Genomic DNA, 17474 nt, shown 5'->3' with positions numbered 1-17474 from the left:
TCCACGGAAATCGGCTTGGGCCATTCACTGGCCCAGTTAGCTTCAATCCCTCTGCGGCACACAGAATCATTCAAAAATCCCATGCATCATCGTCAACAGGCGCAGGCAATCTTCCGTCTATCACCTTCTGCGGTTTTGTTTTAAACCGCACCCCTTCGATTTCATGCACTACTAAAGTTTCAGGGACGTATTCTATACCTGGTTCGACAAACTTGGGTTCAAGGTCCGTAAATCTATATTCATCTGGTTCAGGCGTTGTGGAGAGGGCATGAGCAAACAGCACAATATTGTTTCCACTTTTGTTTTGTGCGGAACTAAAGATCACGCCATCAAATCGTGGAGCATGCTGAGTAGCCAAATATTCTGCGATCACTTGAGTGATTAAATACTCACGCTCCTCTCCTGGGAGCACTGGCGTACTGATTTTCTGGTGGAGCATCCTCAGAGCTTCTCGTCGTGCTGTTTTTTCTTGGTAGTTGGGTTCAAAGAAGCTTGGATTTGGTCCCAAATAGGCGGACTCAAGCGTCTTAAAGTTCAACAGTCTTGCGGGGCGTGTGAGCTTAAACCTGCCACTGATTACTCTCCCACCGACGGGAGGTCTTAGCTCCGCAACACACGTAGCACGTGCAAAAGCACCATAAAATGCGGGAACGCCAACGGAATTCATTCGCCCAGCGCTTGCTTTATCTTTCGGTGGTGCAGCAAGCGCTGTCATGGGCTTAGCCATAATTTCTTCTAAATCTTGAGAAGACTTACATAGCCGTGCTCGATAGATTGATTTGCCAGACTGCAATGTTTGCACAAAGCCTGCAGTCTTTTGAAAGGATTTCCGATCAATATCTTTGAACAACCACTTAAGGAATTTCTTGGCATCTTCGTTAAAGTAACGATTACCATGCATCATACCACTTTTAAAATTGACCCAGGCAGATTCTACATTAATAGGCATTGAGGGAAGACCGACATAATACTCGTCGTTTCTAAATTTACGATGTGTCCTACCGTAGCCTCTGGTCAGTTCTTCACATATAGCTACCACTATTTCATCAATGCTATCGCACTGAAATATTTCACTAACCCAGGTAGCGAGATCTTCGCCCTCAGTAAAGTAACTGCGCGGATAAGGCGGCTCGGCTAAGCGAATGTGTGCGCTTAGCAGTTCTTCGACCTCCTTGGCTAACTCTTTCAAGGAGATACATTTTCGATGGCTTTTGCATAAAGTGCAGACGGCACTGACGCCCTTGCGTTTTATGCGCGCCGTAAGGTGATGATCAATAACACAGCTGAAGCAAACCACATCGTTCACTCGAAAGTCCTTTTATCCACTTGGTGAGATCGAAAAATCAGATTAAATGATCGCATTCGTTACGCGTCGAATCCAAAAATTTCCTGGAATTGTGTTTCGAGCCGTTCTGGAACGCACAATTAACGGCCTTGAAGAACCACCCTCTAAGCCATGAGACCACGATCGGGATCTGGCCTCCAGGCGGTTGGTGCTGGCCGACTGGGCAAACAGAATCTAGTGCTGTGTATGAGGCCTGAATATCCGATACCGGCGATGACTCAGGATTAACCAAAGCACACGACGTAAATGCTTTATAAAGCCAGCTAGCGGTCTAGTTGTGGGCGGCAGGGACTTACCAATCCCAGTCATCATCGAATTCTGGATCCCCCGTAGACCAGTCAGGCTCCCCATCGTCTACTTTTAGGTCTTTTGGAGAAAATTCCACGGCGTCTATTTTGTGAAGAACAAGGGATTCCGGAATGTATTCAATACCGATGTCTTGCACGCTCTGATCGGCGCTTGCACTGATCACAGAGCTGGTAAGTTCTCCAGAAACGACATGCGCGAAAAGGACGATGTTCAGTCCTCCTTTTCGTTGAGCAGAAGAGAAAATCACACCATCAATCCGAGGGCTGTGCTGAGTGGATAGATACTCAGCAATCACCTGGGTCGTCAGATATTCATGTTCTTGCTTTGGCAAAACAGGACTGCTGATTTTATCGTGGAACGTCAGCAGAAATTTTCGACGTTCATGTTTTAGTCGATAATCCGGGTCGAACATACTCAAAGGCGCATGCTCATACGCGTCTTCAAGCCGTTTAAAATCGAGAACGCGGACATCCCGTGTCAACAGGAATTGCCCGCTGATAACGCTTCCGCCAACAGGGGGTCTGAGTTCGGCGATGCAGGTCGCTCTGTCAAACGCACCATAAAATACTGGAACACCTGCCGGATTCATTCGGCCAGCGCTAGCTAGCTCCTTGGGTGGCGCTGCGAGGTGCTTCGCGGGGGTGGTCAGAATGTCCAATAGGTCCTTTTGTGAATCGCACTGGCGGGCTCGAAAGAGCTCGATGCAGTCATCGACCGTGATCACGCGGACCACGCTATCGTGTTTGAGATCTGACGTTCTGAAGCTTCTGTACGAATCGATATTGCCAAAAAGCCATTCAAGAAACTCTTTTCCACTCTGATTGAAGAAACGGCTCTTGTGCATGATGCTGGCTCTGAAATCTTGCCATTTCCGTTCAGCTTCTTTTGGGCGTAACTGCCGTGGCATGTAAAGGCCAAACTCATTAAAACGGCTTTCTCCACCTTGCATGATGTCCCAGTGCGAGCAATTAACGAGCTCGCCGCATACATCGCCAACTAAAAGGTCATCAGTATCATCACGGCCTAAAATATCAGCCACATGAAAATTTAGCTCGTCACCCCGCTCCCAAATGGAGGTATCTTCGAAGAACGCGTACATCACATCGGCAACCAAATCAGAAAGTCGTTCTACCGTAATAGCCTTCCTTCTTTTCTTGCAGTAGGAGCATTTGGCCGATGCCCCCTCACGCTTGATGAGCGTTTGTAGGTGCTGATCACCAACGCACCCAAAACAAACCACCGCTTCCTGCTCATCCATTCTTACCCCCCGAAAGCCATATTTGGCCAATCCAAACTGCCTGAATCATCGCACTGGCGCAGGGGCACTCCAAGTGCTGGCTCCCCAACTCGTTAAACCCGATTAAAAGCCCAACCCCAACCAGAACTTCAAGCTCTGCACATTCCCTCTATGCAGCGCACCGCCATGAAACCCCTCCACATCTTCAAACCCGGCACCCACACAGCCATGTGTGGCACCAGCTTTTCCTTCACCGAATCCGACCTAGCCGCCACCGTCGCCGCCTACAACCCAACGCTCCACGAAGCCCCCATGGTCATCGGCCACCCCCAGCACGACGCCCCAGCCGCCGGCTGGATCAAATCCCTGTCAGCCACCGCCCAAGGCCTAATCGCCGAACCCCAACAAGTCGACGCCACCTTCGCCGAACAAATCGCCAAAGGCAGCTACAAAAAAATCTCCGCCTCCTTCTACCACCCAGACGCCGCCAACAACCCCGTGCCCGGCGTCTACTACCTGCGCCACGTCGGCTTCCTCGGCGCCCAACCGCCATCAGTGAAAGGCCTACGCCCCATCGAACTGGCGGACGACGAGCAAGGCGTCATCGAGTTTAGCGACCACGGCCACTACCTCAGCGCCGACCTCTGGCGCCGCTTCCGCGAATGGCTCATCAGCCAGTTCAACAAAGACACCGCCGACCAGGTCGCCCCGTCGTGGGCCATCGACAGCCTCGCCGAAACCGCCCGCCAGCCAGAACAGCCCCTGCAAACCGCCTTCTCAGAACCCACCCAAACCCCACAGGTCACCCACATGCCCGAGCAAGACACCGCCGCCCTAGAGGCAGAAAACAAACGCCTGAAAGCAGACATCGCCCTGCGTGATAACGCGGCTCGCATGGCGGCGCAAAGCGCCATCCACACCGCCAGCGTCGACTACGCCGAGAAGCTGGTAGCGGCAGGCATGAAGCCCGTTCACGCACCAGCAGTCATCGCTGCACTGGACTACGCCGAGTCCAGTCAATCGCCGTTGGAATTCGGCGAAGACGACGCCCGTCAGCCCTTGAGCGAAGGCCTAAAAGCCATCTTCAGCGACTTGGCCGGCGGCATCAGCTTCGCCGAAGTCGCCACCAAATCCCGCGCTGACGTCACCACCAAACCCGCCACCAACCCCTTACTCGCCGACGCCGAAGCCCGCGCCCAACGATAGGAAGCCCCATGGCCACTTTCACCCAACCCAAAGACCTGGGCGACTTGCTGCTGGTCGAAGTCAGCCCCGGCTGGACCCGCTCCAAGGCCACGCTGCTGGCCGGCACCGACTACCCACTAGGGCAAGTGCTGGCCAAAATCGCCGGCAAATACCAACAGCTCGATCCAGCAGGCACCGGCGCCGCCAAGAAAGCCGCCGCCGTACTGGCCGAACCCATCGACGCCACCGCAGGCGATCAACCCGGCATCGTCATCGCCCGCGGCGCCGTCCTCGCGCTGGACCAACTCACCTGGCCGCCCGGCATCACCGAGCCCCAAAAAACCACCGCCCTCGACGAACTCAACACGCTAGGCATCGTCGCCCGCGCCACCCTCTAACGGAGCCACCCATGAACCTGCAAGACCTGTTCAGCGTCGCCAACCTCACCGCCGCCGTGAACAAACTCCCGGCCATCCCCGGCAAAGTCGGCGCCATGGGGCTGTTCGACGAAAAAGGCGTCACCAGCACCACCGTCATCATCGACGAACGCGAAGGCCGTCTGATGCTCGTGCCCAACACCTCGCGCAACGACGACCCGGCCCCCGTCAAAGGCAACAAACGCAAACGCCGCACCTTCGAAACCCTGCACCTGCCCATCAACCGGCCGCTGCTGCCCAGCCAATTGCAAGGCATCGCCGCCTTCGGCCAGGAACGCGCCACCGCGCCCATGGCCACCGTCATCAACGACCACCTGCAAGACCTCAAAAACAGCATCGAAGCCACCCGCGAATTCCAGCGCGTCGGCGCACTGCGCGGTCAACTGCTCGACGCCGACGGCTCGCTGCTGTTCGACCTGTTTGACGAATTCGACGTCAAACAGAAGAAGGTCACCGTGCCCCTCAGCAACCCCGAGACCAACGTGCGCAAGGCCTGTCTCGACGCCAAACGCCACGCCGAATCCAAGCTCGGTGGCGTCATGGTCACCGGCTTCCGCGCCTTCTGTGGGCCGGACTGGTTCGACGCCTTCACCGACCACGCCAACGTCAAAGCCGCGTTCGCCAACTACCAGGAAGCCCAAGACCGCCTCGGCGGCGACCTGCGCACCGGCTTCACCTTTGGCGGCATCGAGTTCATCGAATACGACGTCACCGTCAGCGGCCAGCGCTTCATCCCGGCCGACATCGCCCAGGTTTTTCCCATGGCCCGCGGCGTCTTCCGTTTGTTCAACGCCCCGGCCAACTACAACGAAACCGTCAACACCCTGGGCCAACCGTTCTACAGCAAGGCCGAGCCGCGCAAGATGGGCAAAGGCTGGGACCTCGAAGCTCAGGCCAACCCCCTGGCCCTGTGCTTGTTCCCCGAAGCCCTGGTCGAACTGAAGGTGGGTTGACCCATGCGCTATTGCACCCGCGCCGACCTCGGCCACGCCATCCCGCAGATCACCTTGGTTCAGCTCTCCAACGACGACCCAGCCGCCACGCAGCCCAACGAAAGCGTCATCGACGACGGCGTGCGCCACGCGCAAGAGCTGGTCGATGGTTACCTGCGCGGGCGCTACCACCTGCCGCTCGACCCGGTGCCCACCATGCTGCGCGACGCCGTGGTCTACCTGACGCGGCACTGGCTGTACCAGCGCCGCCCCGAAGGCGCGTTGCCAGACGCCGTCAAAGACAGCCGTAAAGACACCCTCAAACTGCTGGAAAACATCCGCGACGGCGTCGTCACCCTAGGCCTGCCCACCGGCCACGCCGCGCCAGAGCCGGGCGAGATCCGCATGCGCTCGCGCCCTCAACAATTCAACGCTCAGGTATGGGGGCGCTACTGATGACAGAGGTGATTGCCAAAACCCAAACCGAGCAACTGCTGGACGTCACGCTCGCCAAGCTGCAGCACGACGTTGGCCACGAACTGATGGTCGAGCTGTTTCCTGAAAACCCATTGCAATACCGGCTCAACCACCCACGCGGCGCCGTGTTGCTGGCCTACGGCAAATCCACCTTCGGCACCTCAGAAAGCACCGATGCCATCGTCCAGGCCCGTCACGTCGTGCTGCGCCTCACGCTGATCTTCCGCCAGCTCAACGGCACCACTGGCGTGGTCAGCTACCTGGACCGGCTGCGCAGCTGCCTCACCGGCTGGTATCCGCCCAACGCCGATCAAGCGTGTCGTCCGATCTCTGAACAGTTCATCGGCCACCAAAACGGCGTGTGGCAATACGCCCAGGACTTCGCCACCCGCACCACGCAATTGCAATTCATGCCCCTCGACCACGGGCCGGAACTCAAACACGCGACCTTTCAGGAACACCCATGACCCTGACCTGTTACCGCTACACCGGCCCACAAAGTGCCGCCACGTTGCGGGTGGGCGACACCGGCGAACTAGACGTCCAGTTGCTGCCCGGAAAACCCGTCGAGCTGCCAGCAAGTCACGACTACACGTTGGTGCTGTTAACCCTCAAACACCTGACACCGCTACCGCCCTATACCAAGCCCGCCGCCGTACCTCACAAACCAGAGAAGGTATAAAACGACCATGCCAGCCAACTATCTACACGGCATAGAAACCACCGAAGTCGAGCGCGGGCCAAGGCCCATTCGGGTGGTCAAATCGGCGGTCATCGCATTGGTCGGCACTGCGCCGGCCGGGCCCGTCAACGAACTCACCCTGTGCCTCAACGACACCCACGCCGCCCAGTTCGGCACCCACCAAAGCGGCTTCAGCATCCCCGAAGCCCTGCAAGGCATCTACGACTTTGGCGCCGGCACCGTGTTGGTGGTCAACGTACTCGACCCGGCCATCCACAACGCCAAGGTCACCGACCAGCCCCAGCAATTTGCCGACAACGACCTGTTGCAACTGGCGCACGGCGCGCTGCAAACACTGCAACTAAAGTCCGCCGACGGCTCAGTCACCCACGGGCAAGGCACCGACTACACCGTGAATTTACTCACCGGCCAAGTCAGACGCCTGGCCACCGGCAGCATCGCCGCCAACGCCCACATCAAAGCCGACTACACCTACGCCGACCCCAGCCAAGTCACCCCGGCCGACATCATCGGCGGCATCACCCTAGCCGGACGGCGCACCGGGTTGAAGGCTTTTCAAGACAGCTACAACCAGTTGGGCTTCTTCCCCAAACTCTTCATCGCCCCAGGCTTCAGCACCTTAAAAGCAGTGACCGCCGACCTGGCCATCGCGGCCGGCCAGGTCGGCGGTGTCGCCTACGTCGACGCGCCCATCGGCGCTACCGTGCAACAAGTGCTGGCCGGGCGCGGGCCGTCCGGCGCCATCAACTTCAACACCAGCAGCGACCGGGGCCGCCTCTGCTACCCGCACGTGAAGGTCTACGACGCCACCCACGGCGAGCGGCTGCAACCCTTGTCCATCCGCGCCGCCGGCCTGCGCGCCAAAGTCGACCACGACCACGGCTACTGGTGGAGCAGCTCCAACCAACCACTGCTAGGCGCCATCGGCCTGGAACGACCGCTCACCGCACGCATCGACGACGCCACCAGCGAGGTCAACCTGCTCAACGAAAACGGTATCACCACCGTCTTCAACGCCTTCGGCAGTGGCCTGCGCCTATGGGGCAACCGCACCGCGGCGTGGCCCACCATCACCCACATGCGCAACTTCGAAAACGTGCGCCGCACCAAAGACGTCGTCGACGAATCCATCCGCTACAGCGCGCTGCAATACGTCGACCAACCCATCACCACCTCACTCATCACCAGCCTCACCGAAAGCGTCAACCTGTTCCTGCGCAAACTCATCGGCGACGGTGCCTTGCTCGGCGGCGAATGCTGGTACGACCCGGCGCGCAACCCACACACAGAACTGGAACAAGGCCACGCACTGTTCAACTACAAACTCACCGTGCCGCTGCCCTTCGAACGCGGCACCTTCGAAACCGAAATCACCGGGGAATACCTGGTCAACCTGGGGAACGCATAAATGGCAGGCTTTAGCGCGCATCGCATTTCCAACGCAAACATCTACCTGGATGGAAGCAGCTTCTTTGGCAAGTGTGAAGAGATTGACCTGGGCACTATCAAAACCGTGATGAGTGACTTCCAAGGGTTGGGCATGGTCGGGTTGATCGAGCTGCCGGATGGCATCGATAAGCTGGAAGGGAAAATCACCTGGAATAGCCTGTATTTTGAGGCGGCCAGAAAGCTGGTCTCGCCGTTCAAAAGCGTGCAGTTGCAATGCCGATCTAATGTGCAGGTGTTCAATAATGGCGGGCTGGTGGATGAGATTCCGTTGGTCACGACGATGACCATTACCGGGAAGGAGTACCAGTTGGGTACTCATAAACCGCGCGATCCGACCAAGTATGAGACGCCGTTTTCGGCGACCTACGTGCGGCAGATGATCAATGGGGATGAGGTGGTGTTGCTGGATTATTTGGCGAATATTTTTCGGGTGGGCGGGGAGGATCAGTTGGCGAGGTACAACAGGAATCTTGGGATCGCTTGATAGCGTCCATCAGGGCGGCTAGTGGCAGCCCCCCCCTAAAGCCGTGTGTAATCCCGAGTAGTACAACGATTGATACTGGTAGGATGCCACCATTCAAAATTTGGGGGCAAGCGGCTGTGAAATCTAAAGAAAAGGAGATTCACCTTAGTTGGATCTGGATCAGCATGGGGTGTGTTCTGCTGACTCTCGGAGGCGTGTTGTTCACTTTTTATGGCAAGTCCCTAGGACCCATTTCACACGAGCACGCGGCTTGGAGCAGTTTTGGTTCGTTGCTGAGTGGGTTCTTCACGCTCACCGGGACGGTAGCAACAATCGCAACACTTCTTTTCCTGAACAAACAGAATCAGGACCAGCAGAAAGTCACCGAGGCTCAGATCAGTGCAATGACTTTTGAACAGTACATCAACCATCGCAAGCTGTTCATGGACCGTCTATTGGAGCTGCAGGTAACCTTTGAAAACCAGTTAATCTTCTCAAATGGAGAGAAACTGTACAGAGAACTATTCCCGAACAATAGACCAACAAATCTAGAATTTATCGTCAAACCCATACAAACAGAAGCAGTCGAAAATCTGTTGGGACGTCTTGCAGGTCGGCTGGCTCGGTTGGAGGAAATGCTCGATAAGTCTCACTGGAAGGAAGATGAGGTCGAAGACCTCGTTCTGCTTCTGTTAAACGTACATGGCGACCTGCATTTTAGATGGGATGGTGAGGCATTCGACGGGGATGTTTTCTTTTTTGACAAGAATACGGGGATCAATATTTATTCGGTTGATGAGTTTTTAGTACGCGCAAAAGCCATCTACAACTCCTTACTTTTTTATACTGGAAATACTCAATTTGAAGGTCTTGGCAAGGGAGTTTCTCGTTACGTTCGTGAAGCGCTCATCAAATTTTTCAATGGAAGGCATCGTCTGAGAGACGGAGTTGATGTGCTGAAAAATATTCCAGGCCTTGAAATTATGGAACGTCTTCTGTTTGTCACTGACGAGCTTCGTGGGCCAGACCTGAACTGGATAATGGAAGATACGTTTAGAACGCTGGAATCTGCATTTGAGAGTCGGAAATCTGTAGTCAGGCTACGTGATGATTCGTATGTGAATAAGCTCGTGAATACCGGCTACCAAGAAGCCAACATGGCGATGCTCAACATCGATAAGGAAGATAAAAATTACCCTAAGCTCGAGCGTTGCGTTGAAGAAATGACAAACAAGCTAATGAGACGATAGAGATCACAGTAGGATGTTCCGGGATAGGATTAGGCAGCCCGGACATCAAAACCTAGGAAACGCAACGCCTTAGCCATGCGGCCGTTGATCGGCGGCACCTGCTCGGGCTTTAGCGTCCCCACCAGCTCCAACGCACAGAAGCGCCCAAAAGCGCCCAATTTATATCTCTGGTCATACAGCACACCACAGATGCGTTCTGCAAAGTCATCGCTGCCATGCACCAAATAAATCAGCGAGTTTTGCACCCGTAGTAGATCACCTTGGTTCAGCTTCCAAAACTTCGTCGGTAGCGCCTCTTCTCCGCCTTTAGTAAAGCGCAACTGCTGCTTAAAGGCGTGCACACAAATCAACGCATGGGCTAACTGGTCATGATCGCTGGCCCTGATGCTTTCGGGCGTCGCCATTACCTTCCGCAATTCACTCAGCAATTGAAAGTAATCATCCGGAATGTGTGGGGTCGTGGTTGATATCCACTGCTCAGCAAGGCTCTCGACAATGCGTCGCCTTTCGGCCTCAGGCCGCAGTGGCGCCTCCTGCCAAGACGCGTCACCAATGGCGTGTTCAAGGCGCACCCAGTTCAGAAAACGGTTCGTCTCGACTGCCAGACCAAGTTCCGCAAATTCGGGCCGGCGCACCCCTCGATCACGTAGCACCCCAGAAACATCTGCGAAGGCGGGACTGTATTCCTCGTAGATGGACTTCTGTAGATCACTTAAATAATGCTGTTCCGCAGACTTGTGTCCGCTACCTGAAAGCACAGTGGGCGGTTCCACATCACGCAACACCTGGAATGGCGTATCCGGGTTGCTCAAGCGGGACGCTTTATCCCAAGCGTCCCGGAACTGCTTGAACACCTGGAGCGTCAGTACTTCGGCACTGTCCCAGACCTGCGCGAAGAAAAGCTCGATATCTAAAATGCGGTCTTCATCTCCTGGTTGGTCAAGCACCAGGACGGCTTCGCGGTTGCTGGCCATTCCGCCTTCGGTGAGATTGGCCGACCCAAGCATGACCACGCCGTCGAAAAGGAACACCTTGGCGTGGAAACCATCCGTGAAATAGCGCACTACGCAGTTAGGGGAATCAAGCACCCGACGGAGCGCCGAAGGATTTGTGCTTTTATTGAGACCCACCAATAGTTCAACTTTTGCGCCGCGAGCCGCCGCCTGCAAAATCTCCGAGTCGCGAGTGAAATACGGCACTGCGATTCTAATCCTGGATGCCGTAGCCATATGGGCTGTGAACGGCCGCTGTACTTGATCCTGTCTAGGGCTGTTGGTGTAGATTCCAGATTGGGTCATCGGCTTCGGCCGCTCAGGAGCGCCGGTATCGGAATCCAAGGCGTCACTTCTGATCCTCAATTTCTTTAACCATGACTTCTGATTTATTAGAAAACCAGTCCACCTTCAGCACCGTGAGCTGATACTGCTTTTTCCCCAAGGGAAATATCCAGTTGTCGCCCGACTTGATGGTTTCGAAATTCTTCTGGTCTTGGCCAGGCAATGTGACACTGCCAGTTGCAGTGAAGCTGGGTGAAATCTTACCAATACCAATAGTTACGTTAGTTTTGGGATCGACATAGGCCTCACCCAACGACAATGTCTTTGTTCCGACATATGGCAAATTTGTAAATTCAGGGGTGGTGGTTGCGTTTCCCGATGGGGTTGACGCCGGGGTGGCGAGCTTCTGCTGGAGATTCGAATTTTCCTCAGTGAGTGCCTTCAGCTTGGTTTCGAAGTATGGGATGGAATTTGGGGTTGCGGTCAGCCAATCTTGGTACTTCTTGTTTTCATCACGTAAGCGGGAAATTTCAACTTCAAGCACTTCAGTTTTGGCTTTGTACTGGCCCGCGGTCGCTTTCTCGTTCTCTGCTTGTGCTCGAAAGACGCTCACCTTGTTCTCGTCAAATACAAAAGTAAATACGGCCCAAACTGTGCCTGCTACCAGAATCGTATGGAGGATGACGCTTCGTGTCGGTGATTCTTCGAACCAGTTACTCATAATGCTTTTGTTTCCCTAGTTTTTATTGGTGTGGCAGCCCTCCGTAGACTTCCCCTCGGAGCAACTCAACCGACATAAGTGCTATTTTGAAAAATCCGCTCAACAACCCAGCCTAGCGCATCTCAAGCCCTCTTGATTAACCGGCCATCTAAGCCTAAGCGTTCCTTTGATACAAGCTTGAACTGATCCACAGCCAGGCTGCAGCTCACCAGCAAATTCCACGAATGACCCGCAACCGCCGAAGGGATCAACCAGCTCGGGTTCGGCATATCTTTTGGTTGAAAAACCTTGCGAAGCACGTCAGCACATGCGGAGCATAATTTTCGATTGTTAGGGGAGATGCGCTGGCCTGCATCTGCTGGATTTGAAAGCGAATGAGCCCCTAAGCAGCGACGAAGGCGATGCGTCAGCGGTCTCAAATACCCAGACCTCACTCAGCCTCACCATTACCAAACGGCAACTCACTCATGTCCCGCCACAACGGCGAGTTGCCAGCCAACCAGTTGGCTGGATCTTCTCCATCAAACAGCTTCCTCAGCCAATCGGCGCTGTCAGCCGACCGCAAGTAGTACAGCGGATGATGGGCACCTTTCTCCGTATTAAGCTCAGTTTCTTCATAGTTGTAGGCTTTCAGAACGCGGTTGCCGCAGTGCGTTTTCAGAAAGCGAACAAACCGATTGAGATTGCCACTTCCCCCAGAGCCCATTCCCGCCTTCAGCTGGAAGGTTTCATAAATGTAGCCACAGGCAAAGGTCTTCTTGGCGCTGTCGTGCCGAATGCACAACAGCATCCCGTCAGAGCGACCGCCACAGATGCGCAACAGGCTGAAGGTAACGTCCTTGCTTTGCCGGTCATGCAGGAAAAAATCTTGGTAACTACTGCCAATGTTTTCGACAGGAAAAACCGTTCCCATCCCACTGACCAGCCAGTTGTAAGACCCGCCAGACCACGCCACAACACGATCCAGCAGATCAAAAGACGGTGATGCAATGCCTTCCAGGCAATCCAGCAGATGCGCAGGCGTTTCTTCCCCAATGATTCGAGCGATCCCTACGATGCTTTGAGGCTCTCCAAAAGAAAAAACCTTATCTCGGCGCACGAACCCAAACAGCTGATCCAGGCGCTGACCCACACCTCGCTGCCAGCTCTGGCGAAGGGTTTCGATAGGTGCAGGTTTGGCCTCCAAGCTCAAAACATAGCTTTGTAGAATTGAGCGAACTTCGCCCTCGGTCGACCGATTGTTCTTGTCAGCCGACTCACTAATTGCCTTGTGAATAGGGTCTGGTAAATCGCGGATGTTGATTCTCGCCATTGCGGGCTCCTAAATTGTCTTTTTACTCAATTGACTCCAAAACGACACCAAAATGAAGTCAGATTATCCAAAAAAAAGCCCTTCTATTGAGGGCGATTCGGCACTATTCAACATTTTTTCGAACCGTACAAGGGGCAGAACGAGGAATTTCGAGAGTCCCATCAGGGCCCATGCGACTTATAGAGGCTACACAATCCAGCGCAATGGCCTACAACCACAACAGAATCGCCCGGCTGACGCCCCAAGCGCCCATCGATACAGTATGTCCCGTCACCACCCGCAGTGACCGAGCGGAGTCGCTCGTAGCACGTTAGCTCATACGTGCCTCTTCAAAGGGACAGGCAGCCCCTTGCCGGGTATTGATGGTCACTGTACGCCGGGTGCCTTCGGGCAACCGGGATTGCGAAGCTCCCCCAACCGGCTCCTTTCCCGGCGTACAGTGACCATCCTTTTTCAAGCCCGCACGGCCCCCAACCAAGAAGCGACACCACTTCAGCGTCTCCCCATCCACCGGTGACCAACCCGGTATCGCCTACCAAAACCTCAACCCAAAAAACACCACGTCATCGCGCATGCCATGCATGATTTCAGGCGGACGGCGGATGTGGGCGCGCCGCGCCACGCCCGATAAAATGTCGGACGCTTCCTATTGGTTGGAAAAGGTGCGCACGCCCCCTGGCAAACAGACTTGATTGGGGGTCAGGGGTATTCCTGCCTGGCATGCAAAACGGTCACGATCTCGATTCGATCCGTCACCCGGTAGACCACCAGGTAATTGGGGTGCACAACAATTTCCCGCGTGCCGGGCACACGACCAAATCGATAAAGGTAGGGATGTTGCGGCAGGGCCGTAGTAGCGGCCTCGATGGCTTGGTACAGCTCGCTGGCGGCTACAACGTGTCGGTCGCCAATATAATCAAGGATTTGCCAGAGTTCAGCCCGCGCTTCGGGCCGCCACTCAACCAGCATCGCGCTTAGTGCGCTTGGATTCGATAAGGGCTCGCATATCAGCCATCACCTGATCGTGAGGGACATTCGGGCGTGGATCATCGAGCGACGCCTGCACTTTGGCACGGAACCAACGGTCGTAGCTGGCGGCCTGCTCTTCGGTTTCAAACTCTGAAACGATGGGGGAAAGTTCGGCGCTCATAGTGACCTCCGGGATCAATACCTAGCAGTCTAATCGGTATGTGGCTCGCTGTCGTGGCTGTAGAGATGAAGTGCAGCTCTGCAAGCGCCAGGCGCCCCATCTCTCTACCAGACGGCAGCAACCACACTAAACCTCTCGCTTCCGACAGCCAACCCTAAAAAAATGTCAGACGTTTCGTCGATTTTTTTGAAAACTTTCACGCGTTTAATAACGCGCGTTTAAAGACACTCGGTGTTACGTCCCGAAGGCTACAAGACCTTGCGCCGTTGCCTACGGTTCAGACAGAATCCGCCGGCTTGTGCGGCTATCGGGTGGGCTATATCGTTTCCCTGTCACTGAAAAACAGTGATCGGGTTTGGTAGCCCGCTACGAAACAGTCGCATGACGACACCTATGCAGTCTCTTATTTGGGACTCGGCTTTATATGGTGGGCATGCGTGGGGCTCCTTTGCGAGCGCCGGGTTTCCTGTTTCGACCGGTCTACCAACCCGCGTATGGCCGCCACCCGTCGTTTGGTAGCGAGGGTGATGGCTCCTCAAAATTCGAAACCGGAGTTCCATCTATGTTCAAAGTTACACCCAATCCGCCGGGCGCCGATCCGGCATCCCCATATGAGTCTGTCGACTCAAAAAAACTCAACGAGGCCGCCGAGCGCGCCCTTGATTTCTACCTCAATCCGGCAGCGCTCATGAACAATACTCCTCGCACACCCAGCACCATTTTTATGATCTCGCCAGACATCGACCACGAAACCTTACTGGTTCAAACGTGTGAGAATTTGGCCTCGGCCAGTGTCATGGCCGGCGACGTCGCGGCGCTAGTGGAAGGCCCCCATCGGCATACCCTGTTGGCGCTTCAGCAGGTCATCATGCTGGGGGAATTAGCGGCTAACCGCATGCTGGATACCTACGTTCCACCTAAGTAATCACGGCGCCACGTTGGCGGGGGAGCTAGCTCCCTCGCCATTAGTTTCCTGCCTTAAATTGCGGTTTTTCTCAATAAGTCAGAAGCAAGCGCTTCGAACTGTTCAGTGTTGAGACTAAAGCGACGGCTTCGTCTGTTTAATGACACTGCCCGCATAGGAACGTAAGTGGACTCGCGCCGCACTGATGGGGTTGATCCCGCGAAGCTCTGTAAATCGCTGGCTTCCATCAGGCAACGACACCGTCAATGTGTCGTTGGATACGGTGTAGATTGCGGTATGTTCCACGCCGTCGATTTCAATTGTGAGTTCGTCTTCCATTACAGATCTCCGATCTTTTCGCTTCAGCGCGTGAAGGGTGATCGTCCCAACAATCTGGAAACGATCACCTCGCCATCAGTTGGTTTTTAGGCACTCAGGCAGGCCGTTAAACATCTCCAAGCCATAGATGGTCGCTACGTACTCGTGCTCCCCGCGGATAAGCTCTTCATCCTTCAGCCACCGAATACATTCGTACAAAAATGCCTCGTCAGCCGCAGGGATGTAGTAGCAAGACTCGGGGTCCGTCTCGCCTTCAGGGTAGCCAAAATCAGCTGGCCCAATACTCCTGTGCACCGGACAAGCATCGATTAACAAGCTCATTATTTTATAAACAAGATCGTTAAATTTTTCTTTATTTGAGTCACTCATAAATCCATTTCTCCATGTGTATTCGGTTCTGGTCAACAGCGTCCAACGCAACCCGGATCGTCTCTTTAAATCCGATTAAAAGCCAGTGCCTGCACTTTACGCACTGAGCATCGGCGCCGGTCCGGGCAAACAAAGCCGGCTCCCAAATCGCTATGGGCTGTACCACTTTCATCGCTCAACCGAACGGATGGCATCAGATGGCTGAGCGGCAGCGAGCGTCTGAAAATGATGGGCTTTGCCTCGGACTGGATGCGTCCAACCTTGCAGAGGCTTTCGCTGCCGGAAACGCCGTCGTTACGCAAATCGCGCAATGGATCGCCGAAAAACTAATTAAGGCACACTAAACACCAAGGCAGCAGCGACCACCATCTCCGCTGCCTAACCCCAACGTCTCAGTTCCCGAAATTTCCTTGCACCACACGCAACAACCCTAAACCCCATTTACCTCGCACCACCGCCCAAGTTTTTCGCGCTCGGCATCAACTGGGAATCCTGAAACCGCGCCCGATACCGTCCAGGACTCTCCCCCGTCCACTTCTTGAACGCCCGATGAAACGCACTCGGTTCCTGAAACCCCAGCTGCTCAGCAATATCACTAATACTCGCCCGGCTCTCACGCAACTGCTCAAACGCCACCCCACGCCGCACTTCATCCTTGATCTCCTGATACGAACAGCCTTCCCGCTCCAGTTTGCGGCGGAAGGTGCTGGGGCTCAGGTGTTGTTCCAGGGCGAACGCCTGCAAGGTCGGCCATTGGCTGTAATGGCTGTTGCGCAGGCGCTGATGGACTTGTGATGCCAGGCCATGCTGGTTGCGGAAGCGGATCACCAGCCATTGCGGTGCCGTGCGCAGGAACACTTTCAGTGAAGCCAGGTCCTGGACCACCGGCAGGCGCAGGTAGTGGCTGGCGAATTCGATTTCGGTGCGTTCGGCGCCGAAGGTCAGGTTGGGGCCCCAGAGCAGTCGGTCGTCGCTGAGGGACACGCGCTCGTGGCGAAAGTCCGCGCGGTCGATCGGGATGCGCCGCCCGCCCAGCCAGCACAGCAGGCTGATCATCAACACCAGGAACGTCTCTTCACCGAAACGGCTGGCGTCTTCGTTTTGCGCGTGGCTGTCCAGGCTGATGATCGCGCGTTTGCCGCGCACGGTCAGGGTGCCGCGAAAGTCGCGCAGGAACAGCGCGAAGTTGGCCAGGCACTGGCGCATGGCTTTGTGCAGGTCGGGTTCCTGGATCAAGGCGCGGCAGATCAGCGCGAAGCTGCCGGGTGGCATGCCGTGGGAGTCGAGTCGGAAGAACTCATCGTTCAATTCGCGGATTTGAATCAGCCATAGCGCAGCAAACGCGCTCGCCGGCACGCGGGCGGTCGGCTGCTCGATCAATGCCGGGTCGATGCCCGCCTCTTCCAGCGCAGCTCGCGAACGCTGCGGATTGTCCCCCTGCCCATGGATCATCGCCTGCACGAAGTAGGCCGCCACCGAGTCCTTTTCCCGCATTTGAACGCTTCTCTCCCCATCGCCCGAATGGCAAAAAACACCAGCACCGTTGAACAGTTGCGGCATAGGACAACCGCCCTGCCGGTTCTAGACTCGCGGCCAATAGTACGCCTTCGGCCGT

The 17474-nt window shown here is 55.4% G+C and carries 20 protein-coding genes; 10 read left to right on the top strand and 10 right to left on the bottom strand.

The annotated features are described in order from the left end of the window. Window positions 1-70 precede the first annotated feature (70 nt). Entirely contained in the window at window positions 71-1306 is a 1236-nt protein-coding gene (locus BLU63_RS23285) for an RES family NAD+ phosphorylase (protein WP_083376348.1), read from the bottom strand. 331 nt (window positions 1307-1637) lie between these two features. Then, window positions 1638-2912, bottom strand: coding sequence for an RES domain-containing protein (locus BLU63_RS23280; RefSeq protein WP_083376347.1), 1275 nt, complete (start codon window positions 2910-2912; stop codon window positions 1638-1640). Between the two features lie 165 nt (window positions 2913-3077). Between BLU63_RS23280 and BLU63_RS23275 the strand changes: the two genes are divergently transcribed. From BLU63_RS23275 to BLU63_RS23235, 9 genes are all read left to right on the top strand, one after another. Then, window positions 3078-4097, top strand: coding sequence for a phage protease (locus BLU63_RS23275; RefSeq protein WP_083377294.1), 1020 nt, complete (start codon window positions 3078-3080; stop codon window positions 4095-4097). A gap of 8 nt (window positions 4098-4105) precedes the next feature. Then, on the top strand, window positions 4106-4474 hold the full coding sequence (locus BLU63_RS23270) for a head decoration protein (RefSeq protein WP_083376346.1): 369 nt from the start codon (window positions 4106-4108) through the stop codon (window positions 4472-4474). A gap of 11 nt (window positions 4475-4485) precedes the next feature. Then, window positions 4486-5466 (top strand): major capsid protein, encoded by a 981-nt coding sequence (locus BLU63_RS23265; protein ID WP_083376345.1) that lies wholly within the window; start codon window positions 4486-4488, stop codon window positions 5464-5466. Window positions 5467-5469: 3 nt separating this feature from the next. After that, on the top strand, window positions 5470-5901 hold the full coding sequence (locus BLU63_RS23260) for a gp436 family protein (protein ID WP_083376344.1): 432 nt from the start codon (window positions 5470-5472) through the stop codon (window positions 5899-5901). Continuing rightward, window positions 5901-6389: a Gp37 family protein gene (locus tag BLU63_RS23255; protein WP_083376343.1), complete on the top strand. Its 489-nt coding sequence runs from the start codon at window positions 5901-5903 to the stop codon at window positions 6387-6389. The genes BLU63_RS23260 and BLU63_RS23255 overlap by 1 nt, the downstream gene beginning before the upstream one ends. Continuing rightward, window positions 6386-6604 carry a hypothetical protein gene (locus tag BLU63_RS23250; protein WP_083376342.1) on the top strand — a complete coding sequence of 73 codons (219 nt, stop codon included), beginning with the start codon at window positions 6386-6388 and terminating at the stop codon, window positions 6602-6604. The genes BLU63_RS23255 and BLU63_RS23250 overlap by 4 nt, the downstream gene beginning before the upstream one ends. Before the next feature lie 7 nt (window positions 6605-6611). After that, window positions 6612-8033, top strand: coding sequence for a phage tail sheath subtilisin-like domain-containing protein (locus BLU63_RS23245; RefSeq protein ID WP_083376341.1), 1422 nt, complete (start codon window positions 6612-6614; stop codon window positions 8031-8033). Next, a complete protein-coding gene (locus BLU63_RS23240; RefSeq protein ID WP_083376340.1) occupies window positions 8034-8558 on the top strand; it encodes a phage major tail tube protein in 525 nt (174 codons plus the stop codon). It abuts the gene before it with no gap. Between the two features lie 83 nt (window positions 8559-8641). Beyond that, the gene (locus tag BLU63_RS23235; RefSeq protein ID WP_083376339.1) at window positions 8642-9787 is read left to right on the top strand and encodes a hypothetical protein; all 1146 of its coding nucleotides are present in this window, start codon (window positions 8642-8644) and stop codon (window positions 9785-9787) included. A gap of 29 nt (window positions 9788-9816) precedes the next feature. Here the strand turns inward: BLU63_RS23235 and BLU63_RS23230 are convergent, their stop codons facing one another. The 5 genes from BLU63_RS23230 to relB all read right to left on the bottom strand — a co-directional run bounded on the left by BLU63_RS23230 (window position 9817) and on the right by relB (window position 14247). Then, on the bottom strand, window positions 9817-11085 hold the full coding sequence (locus BLU63_RS23230; RefSeq protein ID WP_083376338.1) for a phospholipase D family protein: 1269 nt from the start codon (window positions 11083-11085) through the stop codon (window positions 9817-9819). A gap of 43 nt (window positions 11086-11128) precedes the next feature. Next, on the bottom strand, window positions 11129-11785 hold the full coding sequence (locus BLU63_RS23225) for a hypothetical protein (protein WP_083376337.1): 657 nt from the start codon (window positions 11783-11785) through the stop codon (window positions 11129-11131). A gap of 430 nt (window positions 11786-12215) precedes the next feature. Further along, entirely contained in the window at window positions 12216-13097 is an 882-nt protein-coding gene (locus BLU63_RS23215) for a FitA-like ribbon-helix-helix domain-containing protein (protein ID WP_083376336.1), read from the bottom strand. A 699-nt stretch (window positions 13098-13796) separates the two neighbouring features. Further along, a complete protein-coding gene (locus tag BLU63_RS23210; protein WP_083376335.1) occupies window positions 13797-14066 on the bottom strand; it encodes a type II toxin-antitoxin system RelE/ParE family toxin in 270 nt (89 codons plus the stop codon). After that, on the bottom strand, window positions 14056-14247 hold the full coding sequence (gene relB / locus BLU63_RS23205; protein WP_083376334.1) for a type II toxin-antitoxin system RelB family antitoxin: 192 nt from the start codon (window positions 14245-14247) through the stop codon (window positions 14056-14058). Before relB ends, BLU63_RS23210 begins: the two co-directional genes overlap by 11 nt. 562 nt (window positions 14248-14809) lie before the next feature. Here relB and BLU63_RS23200 point away from each other — a divergent pair. Continuing rightward, complete coding sequence (locus tag BLU63_RS23200) at window positions 14810-15172, top strand: DUF6124 family protein (protein ID WP_083376333.1); 363 nt, start codon at window positions 14810-14812, stop codon at window positions 15170-15172. 114 nt (window positions 15173-15286) lie between these two features. Here BLU63_RS23200 and BLU63_RS23195 read toward each other — a convergent pair whose 3' ends face one another. The 3 genes from BLU63_RS23195 to BLU63_RS23180 form a co-directional block, all read right to left on the bottom strand. Further along, window positions 15287-15490 carry a hypothetical protein gene (locus tag BLU63_RS23195; protein ID WP_083376332.1) on the bottom strand — a complete coding sequence of 68 codons (204 nt, stop codon included), beginning with the start codon at window positions 15488-15490 and terminating at the stop codon, window positions 15287-15289. A gap of 75 nt (window positions 15491-15565) precedes the next feature. After that, window positions 15566-15859, bottom strand: coding sequence for a hypothetical protein (locus BLU63_RS23190; RefSeq protein WP_083376331.1), 294 nt, complete (start codon window positions 15857-15859; stop codon window positions 15566-15568). A gap of 441 nt (window positions 15860-16300) precedes the next feature. Continuing rightward, entirely contained in the window at window positions 16301-17353 is a 1053-nt protein-coding gene (locus BLU63_RS23180; protein WP_083376330.1) for an AraC family transcriptional regulator, read from the bottom strand. Window positions 17354-17474 lie beyond the last annotated feature (121 nt).

It is taken from the genome of Pseudomonas mandelii (assembly GCF_900106065.1).
Classification (GTDB): Bacteria; Pseudomonadota; Gammaproteobacteria; order Pseudomonadales; family Pseudomonadaceae; genus Aquipseudomonas; species Aquipseudomonas mandelii.
Note: the sequence above shows the minus strand (reverse complement) of the source record. Positions and strands in the feature narration are given on the sequence as shown.